The organism is Lactobacillus sp. UMNPBX17 (assembly GCF_002553735.1).
Lineage (GTDB): Bacteria > Bacillota > Bacilli > Lactobacillales > Lactobacillaceae > Lactobacillus > Lactobacillus gallinarum.
The window spans coordinates 25724-43231 of sequence record NZ_PCYT01000004.1; the positions used below are offsets into that span (position 1 = coordinate 25724).

Sequence of the window (17508 nt, forward strand, 5' to 3'; positions counted from 1 at the left end):
TGATTTCTTAAAAAATAAGTGTGAATTTATATTATTTTCGCATAACGGGGGAAAGAAGATTGACTACTACCAAAAAGATTATTATGAAACTGGCATGTGCAACAGCTCTTGGTGCGGCTGGCGTAGCAGTAACTCAAGTAAATAGACCACAAGTTACTGTTAATGCTGCAACTACTTCTGTAGCAGCTCGTGCTCTTGGGGTTGACGTTGCTAGTTACCAAAGTGCTGATTTATCAAGTCACGCTCAAGCTGGTTCACAATTTGCTATTGTTAAGGTAAGTGAAGGAACCTCTTATCGTAATCCAAAAGCATCTAACCAAATCTCAACAGCTATTTCTAATAATATGATGCCAATGGCATATCATTTTGCTACATTTAGTTCAAATGCTAATGCAGCAGTTGCTGAAGCAAATTACGCTATTAAGGCAGCTCAAGCATTTGGTTTGCCTAAGGGTTCATACATTGCTTGTGACTACGAAACTGGCCAAGGCAACAACATTTATGGTGGTAAGACGCCAACTGCTAACGCAATCATTGCATTCATGGACACAATCAAGGCAGCTGGTTACCAACCACTTCTTTACGCAAGTTCATCAGTTTTGCAAAACAACATTGATACCAGCAGCGTAATTGCTGAGTACCCTAACTCATTATGGGTAGCTTCATATGCTATTTCAGGTAGAATTGATAATCCTAACTTTAATTACTTCCCATCAATGGACGGTGTATCAATTTGGCAATTTACTGATAACTGGCGTGGCTTAAACGTTGACGGTAATGTTGCAGTTCTTCCATTGTCAATTGATGGAAATGTAACTTCAAACAATGGTGCTATTTCTCAAGCTCCAAGTAAGCCTGCTACTAGTTCAAAACCAGCTAACAATGAACCAACAACTACTGGCTACATTATGAAGAAGTCATACGTTTACAATAAGAAGGGTGAACGTGTAAGTGGTTCATATGCTGCATATACCAATATTAATTATTATGGTGGAGCAACTAAGCTTGATAATGGTAAGACCGCTATTAGAGTTGGCACAGACCGTTACATTATGGCAAGCAATGTTTTAGGTAACTCTCGTGTCTTAAGGCATAATGCTTATGTTTATAAGAATAATGGTTATTCTCGTGCTAGCTGGCGTGTATTAAGAAAAGGCACTCCAATTAAGACATATGGTTCAAAATTCCACATTAATGGTAAGAGCTATTACCGTATTGGTAAAAACATGTATGTTAAGTGTGGTAACTTTTAATTAATAAAAAATAAATAGAAGCGCAAGTGAATTCGTTTATCAGAATTTGCTTGCGCTTTTTTGTGTTGGCAAGATATGATTATTTCAAATAAGTTGGAAAAAGTAAGGAGGGAAATAATGAAAAAGAAACTTCTAAACTTAATAGGAATACTTAGTTTAATAAGTATTTTTGTAATTTGGACTCAACCTGTAAAGGCTGATGTTGATTATGACATTACTGATATGAATGTTACTGCTAAGGTTAATCGTGATGGTTCAGTTATGATCCATCGAAAGATATATTATGATTTTGACAGCGATGCACATGGCGTTTTTTATCGACAAAATTTAACGCAAAAACAGCAAATTAAGGATATTCAAGTAAAGGTAAATAATCAACTGGTGGTTGCTGCAAATAACGAGAAAAATAATACTTATCAATTAACCAAGAAAGATAATTCCTATAGGTTTAAGGTTTTTCATCGAATTTCGGAAGATAGCCGGATTAAAGTTGAATACTCTTATAAAATTTTAAATTTAATCACTAATTATAAAGATACTGCTGAATTAAATTTTAAAATTATTGGAAATGGTTGGGATACCGACATTGATCATGCTCAAGCTACAGTTGTTTTTCCTGAACCGGTAAAAGGGCTAAAAGCATGGGCTCATGGCTCGTTAGATGGCTATACTCAAGTTTTGCCACAAAAGGGTAAAGTCATTATGAAAGCAGACGGCGTAGCAGGTGATGTTGGAATCGAAGTGCATGCGATTTTCCCTACCGCTGTCACAGCAGCAAATAAAAATTTTGTTGATCAGAATAAAAAAGCAGCGATTGAAAAGCAAGAGGCGCAACTAGCCAAAGAAGCTAATGAAAGAAGAAAAAGAAAATCATACTTTGGTTGGGGCTTAGCCTTTGTTTCTTTGATTAGTGGGTTAGCAGTTATTATCAAGGGATTCTTTGGTAAAAAATTAGGTTTTAAACCTAAAAAGGAGCGGGATCTTGCTCATAATTATGAAATTCCTAATGTGGATCCAGTAACTGCTCAGGTTTTAGATAATGCTACCTGGCCAGATACAAAGGCATTTACAGCATATTTAATGCAACTTGCTGGTAAAAAGAAAATTAAAATTGAGGAGTTTAAGACAAAGCACTTAAAGAAGACCAATTATCGAATTTCTATTGTAGATGAAAGTATCTTAGATGATGATTTGTTATATTTTCTCTTTAAACAGGTAGGAGATGGAAAATCTTTTACAACCAAGGGATTAAGGAATTATACTTCCAGAAAATTAGGCAAAAAATTCGATAGCTGGTGCAAGAAAAGATATAAACAGACCGAAAAAGATGGATTTTTAGATCATGGATTAAAAATGGTTAGAAGTCACTATCGTAGTCTAGCTATCATAGGAATTATGATTAGTATTGCTGCCTGGGCGATTGCAATATTTCAACTTGGTTCATCTACAGCTAGTGTTGTTGGTGGAATTTTACTAATTATCATTGAATTTATCGCTTTCTTTATCGGCAATAATAAGATTAGTCTGTATACAAAAAAAGGCGCGCTTGAAACTGGTCAAGTGCGTGGATTTGAAAAGATGCTAGATGACATTGGCAGATTTAAAATGAAAGATATCGGTGACCTGATTTTATGGGAAGATATTATGCCATACGCGGTTGCCTTTGGTTTGTCGAAAAAAGTTTTAAAGCAATTAAGACTTGAATTCTCTGAAGACGAATTGAATGCGACTGGCTTCATCGTTGGCAGTTCTTTCTATAGTACGGGTAGTGATGGCTTTGAAAGAAACTTTACTAGTAGTTTTTCTGAAGGTGTATCTTATGGTTCGTCGTCCTCATCTGGCGGCAGTGGCGGCTTTTCCGGTGGCTCCTCCGGCGGTGTAGGTGGCGGCAGCGGCGGAGGTGCTTTTTAATCGAAGAATTTTAGAAACAAAACGATGAAAAAACTTGTATAATTAAAGGAAAAAAGAAAGAAGGATGAATTATGCCATTTGTACACATTGAATTAATTAAAGGTCGTTCTGACGAACAAATTACTAACTTAATGAAGGATGTTACTGAAGCCGTTCATAAAAATACAGGCGCTCCTAAGGAACATATTCATGTCATTATTAATGAATTAGGTAAGCATTCATACGGTCAAGGCGGAGAATGGAGGGCTTAATAATTTGAAGATAATCTTTTGCATCGGCGAAAGATTATTTTTTCGTTTTAGGATTAGGGGATAAATATGACGCAATTAACTGATGAAATGTTTCAAATTTTTGATCAACCAGAATTTTCTTTTAAGAAGATCAAAATGCAGCACACTGAAGCAGAAGTAGCAGAATTAAAGGACAAATTTAAAGGCGTATGGCAAACTTGGAAGGCTGTTAATCAGGCTGTAGCAAAAAAATTGCCAGCGGGCGAATTTGCTAAAGTTCATGTAGAGAGCTGGACTAATGGTTGGAATTTGCGCGATCATTACTGGGCTTCATATCGTTTGCAAGACTTAGCAGATGCTAATCCTTGTATTGGCGTAATGCTGGATAAGAAACAATTGCAAGTATATTTGATGTTTCAGCATTATAAGAGTGAAAAAAGAAGAATGGCTCCTGAACAATATAATAAATTATTGGCTGACATTCCTAGTTGGAGTAAGCAAATTGATTTGCAAGACTGGTATATTTGGAATGGCGAAATGTCTTCTGAATTTGATAAGCATACAAAATTAAATGATTATTTAAAGCAAAGCGATATTCAGACACAATTTAAATCAGATCTCAAAGATGCAACGTTTTTGATAGGGAAATTTATTTTTAGAGATCAGCAACATGATGTTAATATGGAAGACTTTATTACACAGGCAATTATGGACTTGGCGCCATTGTATGAAAATTTGGATAAAAAATAAGGACTTACTTCGATAAAATATCGAGATAAATCCTTGATAAAATTAATTTAACTTAACTATCCAATTATATTTGTCTTCTAAATCGCCGACTTGGATGCCAAATAACGTATCATAAAGTTTTTGTGTAATTGGGCCTACTTTGGTTTCGTCACCGAAGGCATGCTTTTTACCTTGGTAGGTAAGTGAGCCGACTGGTGAAATAACTGCGGCCGTTCCCATTGCACCTGCTTCAACGAAGCGATCAACATCATCGATTGGAATTTTTGTTTCAATTGGATTAAGTCCAAGCTCTTCCGCAATCTTTAAAATTGAACGCTTAGTAATAGATGGCAAGATAGAATCTGAGTTAGGTGTTTGGAATTGACCATCTTTAGTAATACCGAAGAAATTGGCACCACCAAATTCATCAATGTATTTGTGTTCTTTAGGATCCAAATAAAGAGCATCCGCAAATCCATTTTTCTTGGCAATTAATGATGGCATTAAGCTGCTGGCATAATTACCGGCAGTTTTTGCTTGGCCAGTACCGGCTGGAGCTGCACGGTCGTAATCGCTGACCTCATAAGTCATTGGCTTAAGTCCTTTAATATAAGCTCCGACTGGAGTGGCATAAATTCTAAATTGATAAGTCTCAGATGGTGACACGCCGACAATTGGCTGCATCCCCATCATGAATGGGCGAATATAGAGCGTTCCGCCAGAACCATAAGGAGGAACAAAGTCTTGGTTAGCTTTAACAACCTCCTTAACGGCTTTAATAAATTCGTCTTCAGGATAGGGCTCCATTAATAGTCGTTTTGCAGAGTTAGCCATTCTTTTAGCATTTTGTTCAGGTCTAAATAAATTAATGCCATCATCTTTTCTGCGATAAGCTTTAAGTCCTTCAAAGACCTCTTGGCCATAGTGCAGTTCTTCAGCTGCTTCATTAAAGGTAATTGATGAGTCTTGGGTTAAGTGGCCGCCTTGCCATTTACCATCTTTAAATTCATCAACCCAGCGATAAGGCAAATCGTGATACTTAAAGCCGAGTTTATTCCAGTCTAAGTCTTCGGGATGAGTTTTAGCCATAATTGTCCTCCTCGTTGTCTCAATATCATTTTTATTAGATTATAGTGAGACTTAACTTAAAAAACAAAAGGTTTGATATATACTTAAAGTAAGTAAAAATAAAACAATATAGCTAAATTGAAAAAGTGGTGAAAATATGTACGATTATCGTAATAATATCAAAGTAATTTTAAATAAAACGGAGGCAGACGACAAAAGTTTAGCCAACAGTTTAAATGCCATCAAAGCAATTATTGCTATGGCTGATGGCGGAAATGTGGACAAACCAAAAGTAAAAAGCGCTCCAAAGAAAAATGCCAATACTCAATCAATTGCCCAACGAAATGCAGATTTGAAGCAATTTAAGCAACTATTGATGGGATTAACTAATTTAATCGAAACACCAGGGAATGAAAAAGCTAAGAAAACTTCATTGGAAGCTCTACATAAATTAACTTTTGTTCCTGGTGTGGGTAAACGTTATGGCAATGTTTTAGGCAAACTAGACCAAGCGATTCAAAAGTCAAAGACTACTAAAGAGGCAGTCAATAAAAAGATTTTTGAAGATGCGATGAAGCCTAAAGAGCAACCTAAGCGTGATTATCGTAAAGGTAGACGCTATACAGTTATCCGTGCACTTTCTGGTTGCAATTTAATTAATGATGATGGTCAAATTGTTTATCGCATTAAGGAATCACAAATTCATTCGCTTAATTTGAAAAGCGGAGATATTGTAGAAGCACTAGAAGATCGAGAGAATCCTCATTTTGAAGCTGAAATTTTGCGTGTTGTTGGCTATCGCAAATTACGTACGCGAGATTATGATCCTATTGAGGAATTTCGTTATGCGGTTGTGCAAGGTCGAACTGGACAATTGGCAATTACGCGTAATATTAAAGGACAAAAATTACGCATCAGAGGTAAGGCAATAACCATTCCAGTAGATTCAAGCTATTATCAAGGTGAAAATATTCATTTGGAAGATGGCTCAATTGTTGATTTAGCTTGGTATACTGGGGATGTTCGCATTAAGAAAAATCCTGCTGATGCCGTACAAATTCGCTGGATTTATCAAGTAGATCCACCTAAACAATCAGACCTTTCTTATAAGAAGAAAGACAAGAGCAAAGATAAAGCAGCAGAAGAATTAACTAAATTAGATATGAATCTGCACTATCAACGAGTAGGTATTGCAATTGGTGATAATCAAAACGAAGGAGTTTTAGAGGGAATAGTTAATCGTTATAATGGCATTCCGATTCCAATTGATGCCTTTGAAGGTAAAAAGAAGGTCATGGAACGCCAAATTAAAGATCTTGATATTGTGATTTTGATGACAGCATATGCTGCTCATGATGCGACTTGGAATATTCAAGAATTTGCTTCAAAATATGGGGTGAAATTTGCAGTTTCGTCATCAAAAGGTTATAGGTCATTTGAAAGAGCACTATATCGTGCGGAAAATAAATTACCTGCTTACGAAGGAACACAAACAATTGACTATAAAGAAGCAAAAGATAACTAATATCTGCTTTGTTTTTATTGATAAATTCTTTTTTAGGTAGTAAACTATAAGAGTTGTATTTGTGGAGACCTCCACATCTGCAACCGCACGGCTCGGGGTTAGAAGTCTTCTTGAGTAAGAAGCACCTCAGTTCGGCGAGTCTAAGTATTTTTTCGGAGGTGTACAAATGTACGCAATTATTAAGACCGGTGGTAAGCAATACAAAGTTGCAGAAGGCGACAGCGTATTTGTAGAAAAGCTTGATGCTGAAGAAGGTAGCTCAGTAACTTTTGACGAAGTTATCCTTGTTGCTAATGGTGACGACGTTAAGGTTGGTACTCCATTAGTAGATGGTGCTAAGGTAACTGCTAAAGTTGAAAAGCAAGGTAAGGAAAAGAAGGTTGTAACTTTCAAGTACAAGCCTAAGAAGCACTCACACAGCAAGTATGGTCACCGTCAACCTTACACTAAGGTTACAGTTGAAAAGATTGAAGCTTAATTCAGAGGTGAAATGATTATGAATATTTTAGGTATGAAATTATTTGCCCACCACAAGGGTGGCGGTTCTACTGCCAACGGTCGTAACTCAGCTGGTCGTCGTTTAGGCGCTAAGGCTGGTGACGGTCAAACTATCCACGCAGGTACTATTATTTACCGTCAACGTGGTACTAAGATTCACCCAGGCAAGAACGTAGGTCAAGGTGGAGACGACACTTTATTTGCACTTGTTAACGGCGTTGTTAAGTTTGAACGTCTTGGCAAGTACAAGAAGCAAGTTTCTGTATACCCAGCTGAAGAAGCTAAGTAATTCAGATATAAAATAAGGCGGGTAGCTAGTGCCACCCGTCTTTTTTTATGGTATTTTCCATAGCAGATTTAGTATAATTAATAAATATATTACGCAAAGAAGGTATCTGATTATGGAAAATAAAGAGGAATTACTTACATTAATTAACCATCGTATTAATCAAGTTACAGCTTTGATTAAGGAACATAACGCAGATGCTATGATTATCTTTAATCAAGCTAATTATCGTTATCTTACTAATTTTACCGGCGAAGAGGCACAATTAATATTGACGGCCAGTGGTGAGCGAATTCTTTTGTCAGATTCACGTTTTGCAGGGCAAATTAAGGCGCAAGCTCCAGGTGAAATGAATGTAATAATGAAACATTCAAGTGACTATGAAGAATTGACTAAAGCCCTTAAGAAAATGGATATCAAAAAGGTTTTGGTAGAAGGCGAATTTGTTTCAGCTAGTGAATTTTCAAAATTAAAGGAATTAAATCCAGATCTTAATTTTAAAATGGTTGAAGAACTAGTCGAACGTGTCAGAAATGTAAAAGATGAACTTGAAATTGCTGCTTTACGCAAAGCTATTGATATATCAATGGAAAGTTTCAAAGGTATTTTGCCAATGATCAAGCCTGGCGTAAAGGAACGTGCAATTGGTGCTAAACTAGATTATCTTTTTAAAGTAAATGGTGGAGACGGCCCAGACTTTGAGACAATTGTTGCTTCAGGTGTGCGCTCGGCTTGGGCTCACGGCGTAGCTAGTGACAAGGAACTTGAAGAAGGCGATATGATCGTCATTGATTTTGGTAGTTTTTATCATGGTTATGCGGCTGATATTACTAGAACGGTTGCCTTAGGTGACGTTGATGAGGAAATGCACAAGATTTATGATATTGTCCATGAAGCACAGCGCCGAGGTATTGAAGCAGCCGTTGTGGGAAATACAGGCCACGATGTTGATAAGGCAGCTCGTGATTATATAACTGAGCAAGGTTATGGTAAATACTTTGGTCATGGTATTGGTCACGGAATTGGTCTTGAAATCCATGAATTATGTCAACCTGCTCTGCCTTTTAGGACAACTAAACTAGTTAATAATATGGTTCACACTGTTGAACCAGGGATTTATTTACCTGATAAAGGCGGCGTTAGAATCGAAGATGATATTTTGATTCATGATCAAGCGCCTGAAACTTTATCTACTTTGCCTAAAGATGAGTTAATTTCATTATAGTTAATATTTTAATAGGCCGAAGTTATAGCCAAAACGGTCTAAGATTGGTAAGATAATAATTGTAGAAATGAGGGACTTATTATGACAATGATTTCAGTAAACGAATTCAAGAATGGCTTAACTATTCAATACAATAACGATTTATGGCGTATTGTTGAATTCCAACACGTAAAACCAGGTAAGGGTAGTGCATTCGTACGTTCAAAGCTTAAGAGCTTGAGAACCGGTGCTGTCCAAGAATATACTTTCCGTTCAACTGCAAAGGTTGAAACTGCAGATATTCAAACTAAGTCAATGCAATACTTGTACAATGACGGTTCAAGTTACGTATTCATGGATACTTCAACTTATGATCAATTAGCTATTCCAAATGAACAAATCAAGGATGAAGCTAACTACTTGTTAGAAAACATGGTAGTTAACGTAATCATGCACGAAGGTGAAACTTTAGGTATTCAATTACCTAATACTGTTGATTTGAAGGTAGCTAAGACTGAACCAAACATCAAGGGTGATACTTCATCAGGTGGTGGTAAGCCAGCTACTATGGAAACTGGTTTGGTAGTTAACGTACCATTCTTTATTAACGAAGGTGACGTATTAACTATCAACACTTCTGATGGTACATACGTATCACGTGCAAATAAGTAGTTTTTTGAGGTAACAAAATGGCAGATAGTTCAAAAATTCTCTTAAGTGGTGAAGAAAACAGCGAACAAATTAAAATTGATCCAAGTGTTCTAGAAGTTATTTTGGGGATTGCTGCTGAAAAAATTGATGGCGTTGCTGGAATGCGTGGTAGCTTAAAGTCAGGACTTAATTGGGTTCTTGGCCGTGAAGATCACGGTAAGGGCGTTAACGTAAAAGTTGACGAAGATAATAAATTAATTGCTGATGTTTATGTCTACCTTGAAAGTGGCGTTAATGTTCCTAAAGTGGGAATGGAAATTCAAAAGGAATTGAAGGCTCAATTGTTACAAATGACTGACCTTGAACTTAAGTCAATCAATGTTCATGTGGTAGGCTTAGCTTTCCCAGAAGATGAAAATGACGCTGAAGAAAGTCAAACCACCTCAGAGCTGTTTCCGGAGGATGAATAGAGAGATAATGAACCAACACGAAAGTCGAAAAGTTGCTATGCAAGCAGTATATTTGGCTAATCAAGAGCCAGATTTAACTGCTGAAGATGTGGAAGCAAAAGTCGTCGCAACACTTAATTTAAAACAGCTTTCTGCCTATTCAAAGAAACTAATTGAAGGCGTACTTGAAAATCGTGAAGATTTGCAGTCTGAATTAACTAGTCATTTGAAAAAGGGCTGGCGTCTTGAACGTGTAAGTCAAATAGTTGTTGCTATTATGGAAGTTGCACTTTTTGAAATTAAGAATAGTGATGAAATTGATCCTAAGGCAGCAGTTAATGAAGCTTTAAATTTATGTGACGAATTTGCTGAGCCAAAAGAAAAACCATTTATTAATGGTATGTTAGCAAACTTTGTTTAATAACGATTGAATAGCCGGCAGCTTTGCCGGCTATTTTTTAGTAATAAGGAGAAAAAATAATGGAAAAAATTCTTGATGGTAAGGCATTTGCAAATTTATTAGGTCAAAATCTTAAAGAAAAGGTTAAGAAATTAAAAGATGAGGGAATAACGCCACATTTTTGCGTAATAAATATTGGGGACGATCCTGCAAGCAAAATCTATGTTCGAACTAAAAAGCGTCGTGCTGAAAAAATGGGTATTATCCAAGACATTTATCAAATGTCGGCTGATACAAAGCAAGAAGAAGCTTTAGCTTTAATTGATAAATTAAATGCAGATCCAGCAATCAATGGTTTAATGGTACAATTGCCAGCTCCTAAACAAATTGATGCGGATGCCTTGCTAGAAAGAATTGATCCTAATAAAGATGTAGATGGATTAACTCCAGCTAATATTGGTCATCTTTGGATGGGTAACCATTTTGTAGAACCAGCTACTGCCGAAGGGATCATTGCTTTACTTAAGCATTATGAAATTCCACTTGAAGGTAAAAACGTTGTAATTATTGGCCGTAGCAATATTGTAGGTAAGCCTTTAGCAGCTTTAATGTTGGAACAAAATGCTACAGTTACGATTGCGCACTCAAGAACTAAGAATTTGGGTGAAATTACTAAAAAGGCAGATGTTTTAGTTTCTGCAACTGGTCAGGCATTTTTAGTTAAAGCAGATATGGTTAAAGATGGTGCAGTTGTGGTTGATGTTGGTATGAACCACGTTGATGGTAAATTAGTCGGTGATGTAGATTTTGATAAAGTAAAAGAAAAGGCCAGTTATATTACTCCTGTTCCAGGTGGTGTAGGTCCCTTAACTGTGCAATTCTTGATGGAAGCAGTAGTTAAATTGACTAGGAGACAAAATAAATGACCGATAATAAGTATTTAACGGTTACAGATTTAAATTATTATATTACGCAAAAATTTAAAAATGATCCTTACTTGCATAAGGTGTTTTTGCAAGGTGAATTGTCTAACTTTCGTTATCGTCGAAATTCACATCAGTATTTTTCATTAAAAGATGAAAAGTCTAAAATTAATGTGGTGATGTTTCGTTCCTACTTTGATAAGGTGAAATTCAAGCCTGAAGAAGGAATGAAGGTATATGTAGTTGGCTATGTTAGCGTTTATGGACCACAGGGCTCATATCAGTTTTATGCGGAGAATATGGAACCGGCCGGACTTGGAGCGCTTTATGAACAATTAAAGCAACTTCAAGCTAAATTAGCTAAGGAAGGCTTATTTAATCCAGAGCATAAAAGAAAACTGCCACGTTTTCCTGATAGGATCGCAGTCGTAACTAGTGCTTCTGGAGCTGTTATTCATGATATTATGGTGACAGCTAACCGCCGCTTTCCTCATGCGGAAATTGATCTATTCCCAGCACAAGTACAAGGCGATACTGCGGCTGATTCATTAGTTAAAGCCATGCGCCAGATTGCTGCACAAGGCGATAAATATGATGTAATGATTATTGGTCGTGGTGGTGGATCACTAGAAGATTTGTGGCCTTTTAATGAAGAGGAAGTAGTACGGCAAGTTTATGCAATGCCAATGCCGGTTATTTCATCAGTAGGACACGAAACAGATACTACTTTATGTGATTTAGTAGCTGATGCACGGGCGGCTACGCCAACTGCAGCCGCTGAGTATGCGACGCCTAATTTGGCAGATGAATTGGCAGGAATTCATCAATTACAGAGTCGGTTAATTGCAGGAATGCAAAATAATATTAGCCAAAAACGAGATCGTTTAAATCGAATTAAAAACTCTGTAATTATGAGAGAACCTACCCGACTTTATGATCAACAAATTCAACAAGTTGATTTATTAAAGCAGCGCCTGCAAAATAGTATTCAAAATAAAGTGAATAATTCTTTGCAAAATTATCGTTTATTAAAACAGCGTTTGCTCAGCGTTAGTCCTGATAAGCAAATTGCAGGAATGAAACAACAAGAAAATTTTTTGACTAAACAGTTAAATGACAATATGCGTCATTATCTAAAGAGTAAGCGTAGTGATTTTAGTAAAGTAGTTCAACAACTTGATGATTATAGTCCACTTAAAACTTTAGAACGTGGCTTTGTTTATACTACTAATGAAGATGGAGAAACTATTAGTTCAGTTAATCAAATTAAAAAAGATGATCATTTAAATCTTCATTTTAAAGATGGACAAGTTACAGCAACAGTTACAGAGGTAAGGAAATAAATATGCCAACAAAGAAAAATAATTTTGAAGAACAATTAAATAGTTTAGAAAAAATTGTCACTAATCTTGAAAACGGAAATGTACCACTTGAAGATGCTTTAAAGGAATTTCAAGAAGGAGTAAAGATTAGTCGTGAACTAGATAAAAAGTTGACTAGTGCAGAAGAAACTGTAGCCAAGTTGATTGATAGTGATGGTACTGAACATGAACTAGATCCAAATAATGCAGCAGCTCCAGAGGATTAATATGACAGCATTTGAATATTTTAAAGAAGATTGGACACCAGTAATTGATGATTATCTAGCTAAACATTTAGCTTCAGAGGTTGATGACAAGAAAATTAGTCAGATCATGGCTTATTCAGTTATGGCTGGTGGTAAAAGATTAAGACCCCTTTTGTTTTTGGCAATCTTGAATACATTAGGACGCAAAATAGAAGAGCCTGAAATTAGAATTGCTTGTGGGATTGAATTAATTCACACATATTCCTTGATTCATGATGACTTACCTGCAATGGATAATGATGATTATCGTCGTGGTAAGTTAACTAGTCATAAAAAATGGGGTGAAGCTGAGGCTATTTTAGCTGGGGATGCACTTTTACCATTAGGCATTCAATGGATAGCAGAAGGTAGTCGTTCTGCCAAGTTAGTTGCCATCATTACACAGGCAGTCGGGCCTAACGGTATGGTTGGTGGTCAATATCTTGATATTGATTCCACTAATAATGCAAGTGTGGCTGATGACGCTAAGTTTATCAACAAGATGGAATGGCTAAAAACCGGTTGTTTAATTCAAGCCAGTGTGGAAATGGCAGCTACTTATGCTAAGGCTAGCGATATTGAACAAGTTAAATTAATTGATTTTGCCAAAGCATTTGGTCGTTCATATCAAATTTATGATGACTTAGTTGATGTGGTTGAGACAAGTGAAGAAGCCGGCAAAGCTACTCATAAGGATAAAGAAGAAGGCAAAAATAATACTTTAACTTTATTGGGAATTAATCAAAGCCGGAAGGAATTAAGGGATTTGATTGATCAAGCTAAAGATGATTTGCATGGCTTGAATGGAGAAGTATTAGCTGGTTTTTTGAATCTATATCAAAAGGTGTTGTAAATGGCAAAGCAAAGAGCAGATGTTTTATTAGCTGAACAAGGAATCTTTCATTCTCGTTCTGCTGCGCAAAGAGCAATTATGGCGGGCTTAGTTTCAGATCATAATCATCAAAGAATTGATAAGAGCGGAACTAAGTTCCCTGAAGGCGAGAAGTTTTACGTCAAAGATGATGGTAAAAAATATGTTTCTCGTGGTGGTTTCAAACTTGAGAAAGCATTGAAGGTTTTTGACATCGACTTACAAGATAAGATTTGTTTAGATATTGGAGCTTCAACTGGTGGCTTTACCGATGTTGCTCTGCAAAACGGGGCCAAGATGGTTTATGCGTTAGATGTAGGCTACAATCAATTAGCTTGGCAATTAAGAGATGATCCACGTGTAGTAGTAATGGAGAAGCAGAATTTCCGTTATTCTAAACCTGAAGATTTTAATCAAGGCTTACCTGATTTTGCGATGACTGATGTTTCGTTTATTTCACTTGATTTGATCATGCCGCCAATGTATGAAATCCTAAAGGATCAATGTGATGCTGTTTGTCTAATTAAGCCACAATTTGAGGCAGGTCCAGAAAACGTTGGTAAGCATGGTATTGTTCACGATCATGAAGTCCATAAAAATGTAATTGAACATACTATGCAAAAGGCAATGGAAATTGGTTTTAATGTTTTAGATGTTGATTATTCACCAATTAAAGGTGGTAAAGGAAACATTGAATTTTTGATTCATTTGCAAAAAGACGAAGCTAACGGTGGTCGTAATTTGTGGTCAAGTACCCCAGCAGAAGTAGTAGAACGTGCTGTAAATAGTCTCTAGGAGTGGAAAAATGCTAGTTGAACTAGATATTAAAAATTTTGCGATTATTAAAAGCTTAAAAGTTCGCTTTCAAGAAAAAATGACCGTGATTATCGGTGAAACTGGTGCTGGTAAATCAATAATCATTGATGCGGTTTCATTATTGATGGGAAGCCGTAGTCAAAAAGAGATGATCCGTTCTGGAGAACAAAAGGCTGTAATTACGGGTTTGTTTGTACTTGATAATCAAAAAGAAAAGATTGCGGAGCTTTGTGAAAAGTATGGTCTGCCACATGATGACGATCAATTAGTGATTAGCCGAGAATTAGCCATCAAGGGTAGAAATATAGTACGTATTAATGGTCAATTAACTACTATCAATGTTTTACGTGAAATCGGCAATTATTTAGTTGATATTCATGGTCAGCATGATCAGCAAATATTAATGGATCAAGATCGTCAAATTGATTTAGTTGATGATTATGCATCTGATTCTTTTAAAGAAGAATTATCAGCGTATCAAGAGGATTATCGCCATTGGCAAAAGTTAATTAATCAACTGCGTCATTTGCGTCAAGATGCACAAGAATTGGCTCAAAAACAAGATATTCTTCAATTTCAAAATGATGAGTTAGAGTCTGCTAATTTGGAGGATCCTGATGAGGATGAAAAATTAGAGGAAGAATTTAACGAATTAAATAATTATCAAAAAATTGCAGATACTGCCAATTATTTTATGCAGCTGTACGATGATGACGAGCACGGAATTGCAACGTTATTAGGGGATGCACAAAATGCAGCGACAGATTTAACGGAATTTGGTTCAAAATTTAAAGATTTTGCTAAAACTGTTGATGACGGAGTGTATGCTTTAAACGACGCTCGTAGTGAGTTGTCTAATTTGATGGATCAGATGGATTTTGATGAAGAACGTTTCCAATATGTAACTAATCGTTTAGATACGTTGAACTCATTGAAGAAAAAGTATGGTCCAACGTTGGCAGATGTCTTTGCTTTTTACGCTAAAGTGCAAAAAGAACTTGGTCAGTTTGAAACTGGCGGTTTAGATGAAGAAAAGCTGCAAGCAGAAGTGGCACAAGTTGAAGAAAAGATGACCAAAGAAGCTAGACAATTGCACCTAATTCGAGAAAAAGTTGCCCATTCACTAGAAGAGCAAATAAAACAAGAATTAGCAGATCTTTATATGGAAAAGGCCCGCTTTTCTATTAATTTTGAAGAAACCAAAACTTTTACGGCTAAAGGTACAGATGCAATTGTATTCTTGATTGCACCTAACCCAGGTGAAGATCTAATGCCGTTAGTAAAAATTGTCTCAGGCGGTGAGCAATCGAGATTAATATTGGCATTGAAGGCTATCTTTAGTCATGTTGAACCTGTTGGAACGATGATCTTTGACGAAATTGATACAGGTGTTTCAGGACGTGTTTCTGCCGCAATTGGTAAAAAGATGCATTCTATTGGTCAAGACAAGCAGGTAATTGCTATAACCCACTCTCCACAGGTTGCAGCTGCAGGTGATCAACGTTATTTAGTTGCAAAACAAGTAAAAGATGGTTCTACGTTTACTCAAATAGGACCTTTAAGCAAGGAAGAAACTATTACTGCAATTGCTCAAATGATGGCAGGACAAGATGTAACAGATGCGGCTAAAAAGAACGCTGCTGATTTGATTAAGAGTATTAAAGATGAATAGTATCAATAAGTTTTGGATGGATTTTTGTCAAAAACATCATGTTAATCCGGGAGAATTAGAAGGTGCTTATGCATTTGGCGGAAATAGCCAAGATGCTGATGTATTAAGCGATTTAATTAATCGTGGCATTAAAACCGCTACTACAAGCGTATATGATCCAGATGAAGATGTTCCCACAGTCGGTCAATATGCTATTGTTTTAAATGGAGAAAATAAACCAGTGTGCGTAATTCGAAATAAAACCGTGGAAATTATGCCATTTAAAAATGTTTCTGCTGAACATGCATATTTAGAGGGTGAAGGAGATCGCTCATATGATTATTGGCGAAAAATTCATGAAAATTTTTTTGCATGGGAATGTCGAGAAAATTTAAACACTATTTTTAGTGAAAATACTGAAGTAGTTTGTGAGACTTTTGAAAAAGTAGATTGAGGCAAAAAATAGGCTATCAGTCTACTTTTTTGATGCCTTGAGACGTCTACGGTTGAACTACATAAAGAGAAAACTTGAAAAACTATTGATTTTAGTGCAAACTAGATATATTAATAGTTACTAAGAGGAGTTCAGCATGGCAGATAAAGGTTTGTTATTAGTACTTTCGGGTCCTTCAGGTGTTGGTAAAGGAACTGTAAAAAGTGCTATTGTTGAAAACAAAGTCTTTCCATTTGAGTATTCAGTTTCAATGACTACTCGTAAGCCTCGTCCCGGCGAAGTCGATGGAAAAGATTATTTCTTTGTAAGTGAAGAACGTTTTCAAGAAGCTATTAAAAATGGTGAGTTATTAGAATATAATAATTACGTTGGACATTATTATGGTACGCCATTAGGTCCTGTAAAAAAGATGTTACATGATGGCAAAGACGTTTTATTGGAGATTGACGTTAACGGTGCCGCTAAGGTCCGTGAGAAAATGCCTGATGGCGTGTTCATCTTTTTAACTCCACCAGATTTGCATACATTGCACCTGCGATTAGAACATCGTGGTACTGAGTCAGAAGATGTAATTCGTGGTAGAATTAAACAAGCTCGAAATGAAATCTTGGAAATGGAAGAATATGATTATGCAGTTGTAAATGATACAGTTGCTAATGCAGTAGACCATATCAAGGCAATTGTTGATGCAGAGCATGTCAGTGTTAAGCGTGTAATTGATGACTATCGTAAGATGGTCAAGGAGGATTAATCATGAGAATTACTTATCCATCAATTGATAAATTGTTGTCACGTGTTGATTCACGTTATTCATTATCTGTACTTGCTGCTAAGAGAGCACATGAACTTGAAGCTGGCGATCCACCAACTTTAGATCATTTCAAGTGTGATAAGGCAGTTGGTAAGGCACTTGAAGAAATTGCCGCTGGTAAAGTAACGGTTGACCCAGCTCATGCCGAGGTTAACCTCGAAGACTAATTTAC

21 protein-coding genes and 1 other annotated feature are annotated in these 17508 nt (G+C 36.4%); of the genes, 20 read left to right on the forward strand and 1 reads right to left on the reverse strand.

Translation table 11 applies throughout. The annotated features are described in order from the left end of the window. Positions 1-59 precede the first annotated feature (59 nt). The 4 genes from CP368_RS01435 (at position 60) to CP368_RS01450 (ending at position 4144) form a co-directional block, all read left to right on the forward strand. Positions 60-1253 (forward strand): GH25 family lysozyme, encoded by a 1194-nt coding sequence (locus tag CP368_RS01435; protein ID WP_087176585.1) that lies wholly within the window; start codon positions 60-62, stop codon positions 1251-1253. A 117-nt stretch (positions 1254-1370) separates the two neighbouring features. Continuing rightward, entirely contained in the window at positions 1371-3164 is a 1794-nt protein-coding gene (locus CP368_RS01440; RefSeq protein ID WP_098045680.1) for a DUF2207 domain-containing protein, read from the forward strand. A 71-nt stretch (positions 3165-3235) separates the two neighbouring features. Continuing rightward, entirely contained in the window at positions 3236-3415 is a 180-nt protein-coding gene (locus CP368_RS01445; protein WP_003547962.1) for a 2-hydroxymuconate tautomerase, read from the forward strand. Between the two features lie 66 nt (positions 3416-3481). Then, on the forward strand, positions 3482-4144 hold the full coding sequence (locus tag CP368_RS01450; RefSeq protein WP_098036806.1) for an HI_0552 family protein: 663 nt from the start codon (positions 3482-3484) through the stop codon (positions 4142-4144). A gap of 42 nt (positions 4145-4186) precedes the next feature. Here CP368_RS01450 and CP368_RS01455 read toward each other — a convergent pair whose 3' ends face one another. Next, on the reverse strand, positions 4187-5215 hold the full coding sequence (locus tag CP368_RS01455) for a branched-chain amino acid aminotransferase (protein ID WP_304441199.1): 1029 nt from the start codon (positions 5213-5215) through the stop codon (positions 4187-4189). Positions 5216-5348: 133 nt separating this feature from the next. Here CP368_RS01455 and CP368_RS01460 point away from each other — a divergent pair, with 133 nt between their 5' ends. From CP368_RS01460 to rpoZ, 16 genes are all read left to right on the forward strand, one after another. Beyond that, positions 5349-6716, forward strand: a complete 1368-nt coding sequence (locus tag CP368_RS01460) for a DUF2325 domain-containing protein (protein WP_025005859.1) — start codon at positions 5349-5351, stop codon at positions 6714-6716. 71 nt (positions 6717-6787) lie between these two features. Beyond that, positions 6788-6868 (forward strand) — a sequence feature (ribosomal protein L21 leader region). Positions 6869-6882: 14 nt separating this feature from the next. After that, complete coding sequence (gene rplU, locus CP368_RS01465; RefSeq protein ID WP_003627604.1) at positions 6883-7194, forward strand: 50S ribosomal protein L21; 312 nt, start codon at positions 6883-6885, stop codon at positions 7192-7194. An 18-nt stretch (positions 7195-7212) separates the two neighbouring features. Further along, positions 7213-7503 carry a 50S ribosomal protein L27 gene (rpmA, locus tag CP368_RS01470; RefSeq protein WP_007125344.1) on the forward strand — a complete coding sequence of 97 codons (291 nt, stop codon included), beginning with the start codon at positions 7213-7215 and terminating at the stop codon, positions 7501-7503. Between the two features lie 112 nt (positions 7504-7615). Beyond that, on the forward strand, positions 7616-8725 hold the full coding sequence (locus CP368_RS01475; protein ID WP_098045682.1) for a Xaa-Pro peptidase family protein: 1110 nt from the start codon (positions 7616-7618) through the stop codon (positions 8723-8725). 81 nt (positions 8726-8806) lie between these two features. Then, entirely contained in the window at positions 8807-9376 is a 570-nt protein-coding gene (gene efp, locus CP368_RS01480; RefSeq protein WP_025005857.1) for an elongation factor P, read from the forward strand. 17 nt (positions 9377-9393) lie between these two features. Beyond that, positions 9394-9825 carry an Asp23/Gls24 family envelope stress response protein gene (locus CP368_RS01485; protein WP_025005856.1) on the forward strand — a complete coding sequence of 144 codons (432 nt, stop codon included), beginning with the start codon at positions 9394-9396 and terminating at the stop codon, positions 9823-9825. Positions 9826-9832: 7 nt separating this feature from the next. Then, positions 9833-10225 (forward strand): transcription antitermination factor NusB, encoded by a 393-nt coding sequence (gene nusB, locus CP368_RS01490; protein ID WP_025005855.1) that lies wholly within the window; start codon positions 9833-9835, stop codon positions 10223-10225. Between the two features lie 59 nt (positions 10226-10284). Next, positions 10285-11130: a bifunctional methylenetetrahydrofolate dehydrogenase/methenyltetrahydrofolate cyclohydrolase gene (locus CP368_RS01495; RefSeq protein WP_098043921.1), complete on the forward strand. Its 846-nt coding sequence runs from the start codon at positions 10285-10287 to the stop codon at positions 11128-11130. Continuing rightward, on the forward strand, positions 11127-12470 hold the full coding sequence (xseA, locus tag CP368_RS01500) for an exodeoxyribonuclease VII large subunit (RefSeq protein ID WP_087176430.1): 1344 nt from the start codon (positions 11127-11129) through the stop codon (positions 12468-12470). Before CP368_RS01495 ends, xseA begins: the two co-directional genes overlap by 4 nt. 2 nt (positions 12471-12472) lie before the next feature. Then, positions 12473-12715, forward strand: a complete 243-nt coding sequence (locus tag CP368_RS01505; RefSeq protein ID WP_025005852.1) for an exodeoxyribonuclease VII small subunit — start codon at positions 12473-12475, stop codon at positions 12713-12715. A 1-nt stretch (position 12716) separates the two neighbouring features. Continuing rightward, positions 12717-13586 (forward strand): polyprenyl synthetase family protein, encoded by an 870-nt coding sequence (locus CP368_RS01510; RefSeq protein ID WP_098043920.1) that lies wholly within the window; start codon positions 12717-12719, stop codon positions 13584-13586. After that, positions 13587-14399 (forward strand): TlyA family RNA methyltransferase, encoded by an 813-nt coding sequence (locus CP368_RS01515; protein ID WP_056945479.1) that lies wholly within the window; start codon positions 13587-13589, stop codon positions 14397-14399. 10 nt (positions 14400-14409) lie between these two features. Then, a complete protein-coding gene (recN, locus tag CP368_RS01520) occupies positions 14410-16092 on the forward strand; it encodes a DNA repair protein RecN (protein WP_087176432.1) in 1683 nt (560 codons plus the stop codon). Beyond that, positions 16085-16525, forward strand: coding sequence for an ASCH domain-containing protein (locus CP368_RS01525; protein ID WP_025005849.1), 441 nt, complete (start codon positions 16085-16087; stop codon positions 16523-16525). The genes recN and CP368_RS01525 overlap by 8 nt, the downstream gene beginning before the upstream one ends. Positions 16526-16661: 136 nt before the next feature. After that, complete coding sequence (gene gmk, locus CP368_RS01530; protein WP_025005848.1) at positions 16662-17276, forward strand: guanylate kinase; 615 nt, start codon at positions 16662-16664, stop codon at positions 17274-17276. Between the two features lie 2 nt (positions 17277-17278). Beyond that, positions 17279-17503: a DNA-directed RNA polymerase subunit omega gene (rpoZ, locus tag CP368_RS01535; RefSeq protein WP_003627587.1), complete on the forward strand. Its 225-nt coding sequence runs from the start codon at positions 17279-17281 to the stop codon at positions 17501-17503. The last annotated feature ends 5 nt before the right edge of the window (positions 17504-17508 follow it).

What these genes read in the sequence shown, in the direction of transcription:
- CP368_RS01440 (WP_098045680.1), top strand. Translation starts at nt 1,371, where the DNA reads ATGAAAAAGAAACTTCTAAACTTAATAGGAATACTTAGTTTAATAAGT.
- rpmA (WP_007125344.1), top strand. Translation starts at nt 7,213, where the DNA reads ATGAATATTTTAGGTATGAAATTATTTGCCCACCACAAGGGTGGCGGT.
- CP368_RS01450 (WP_098036806.1), top strand. Translation starts at nt 3,482, where the DNA reads ATGACGCAATTAACTGATGAAATGTTTCAAATTTTTGATCAACCAGAA.
- nusB (WP_025005855.1), top strand. Translation starts at nt 9,833, where the DNA reads ATGAACCAACACGAAAGTCGAAAAGTTGCTATGCAAGCAGTATATTTG.
- CP368_RS01485 (WP_025005856.1), top strand. Translation starts at nt 9,394, where the DNA reads ATGGCAGATAGTTCAAAAATTCTCTTAAGTGGTGAAGAAAACAGCGAA.
- rplU (WP_003627604.1), top strand. Translation starts at nt 6,883, where the DNA reads ATGTACGCAATTATTAAGACCGGTGGTAAGCAATACAAAGTTGCAGAA.
- CP368_RS01515 (WP_056945479.1), top strand. Translation starts at nt 13,587, where the DNA reads ATGGCAAAGCAAAGAGCAGATGTTTTATTAGCTGAACAAGGAATCTTT.
- CP368_RS01445 (WP_003547962.1), top strand. Translation starts at nt 3,236, where the DNA reads ATGCCATTTGTACACATTGAATTAATTAAAGGTCGTTCTGACGAACAA.
- CP368_RS01505 (WP_025005852.1), top strand. Translation starts at nt 12,473, where the DNA reads ATGCCAACAAAGAAAAATAATTTTGAAGAACAATTAAATAGTTTAGAA.
- rpoZ (WP_003627587.1), top strand. Translation starts at nt 17,279, where the DNA reads ATGAGAATTACTTATCCATCAATTGATAAATTGTTGTCACGTGTTGAT.
- efp (WP_025005857.1), top strand. Translation starts at nt 8,807, where the DNA reads ATGACAATGATTTCAGTAAACGAATTCAAGAATGGCTTAACTATTCAA.
- xseA (WP_087176430.1), top strand. Translation starts at nt 11,127, where the DNA reads ATGACCGATAATAAGTATTTAACGGTTACAGATTTAAATTATTATATT.
- CP368_RS01460 (WP_025005859.1), top strand. Translation starts at nt 5,349, where the DNA reads ATGTACGATTATCGTAATAATATCAAAGTAATTTTAAATAAAACGGAG.
- CP368_RS01510 (WP_098043920.1), top strand. Translation starts at nt 12,717, where the DNA reads ATGACAGCATTTGAATATTTTAAAGAAGATTGGACACCAGTAATTGAT.
- CP368_RS01525 (WP_025005849.1), top strand. Translation starts at nt 16,085, where the DNA reads ATGAATAGTATCAATAAGTTTTGGATGGATTTTTGTCAAAAACATCAT.
- CP368_RS01495 (WP_098043921.1), top strand. Translation starts at nt 10,285, where the DNA reads ATGGAAAAAATTCTTGATGGTAAGGCATTTGCAAATTTATTAGGTCAA.
- recN (WP_087176432.1), top strand. Translation starts at nt 14,410, where the DNA reads ATGCTAGTTGAACTAGATATTAAAAATTTTGCGATTATTAAAAGCTTA.
- CP368_RS01475 (WP_098045682.1), top strand. Translation starts at nt 7,616, where the DNA reads ATGGAAAATAAAGAGGAATTACTTACATTAATTAACCATCGTATTAAT.
- gmk (WP_025005848.1), top strand. Translation starts at nt 16,662, where the DNA reads ATGGCAGATAAAGGTTTGTTATTAGTACTTTCGGGTCCTTCAGGTGTT.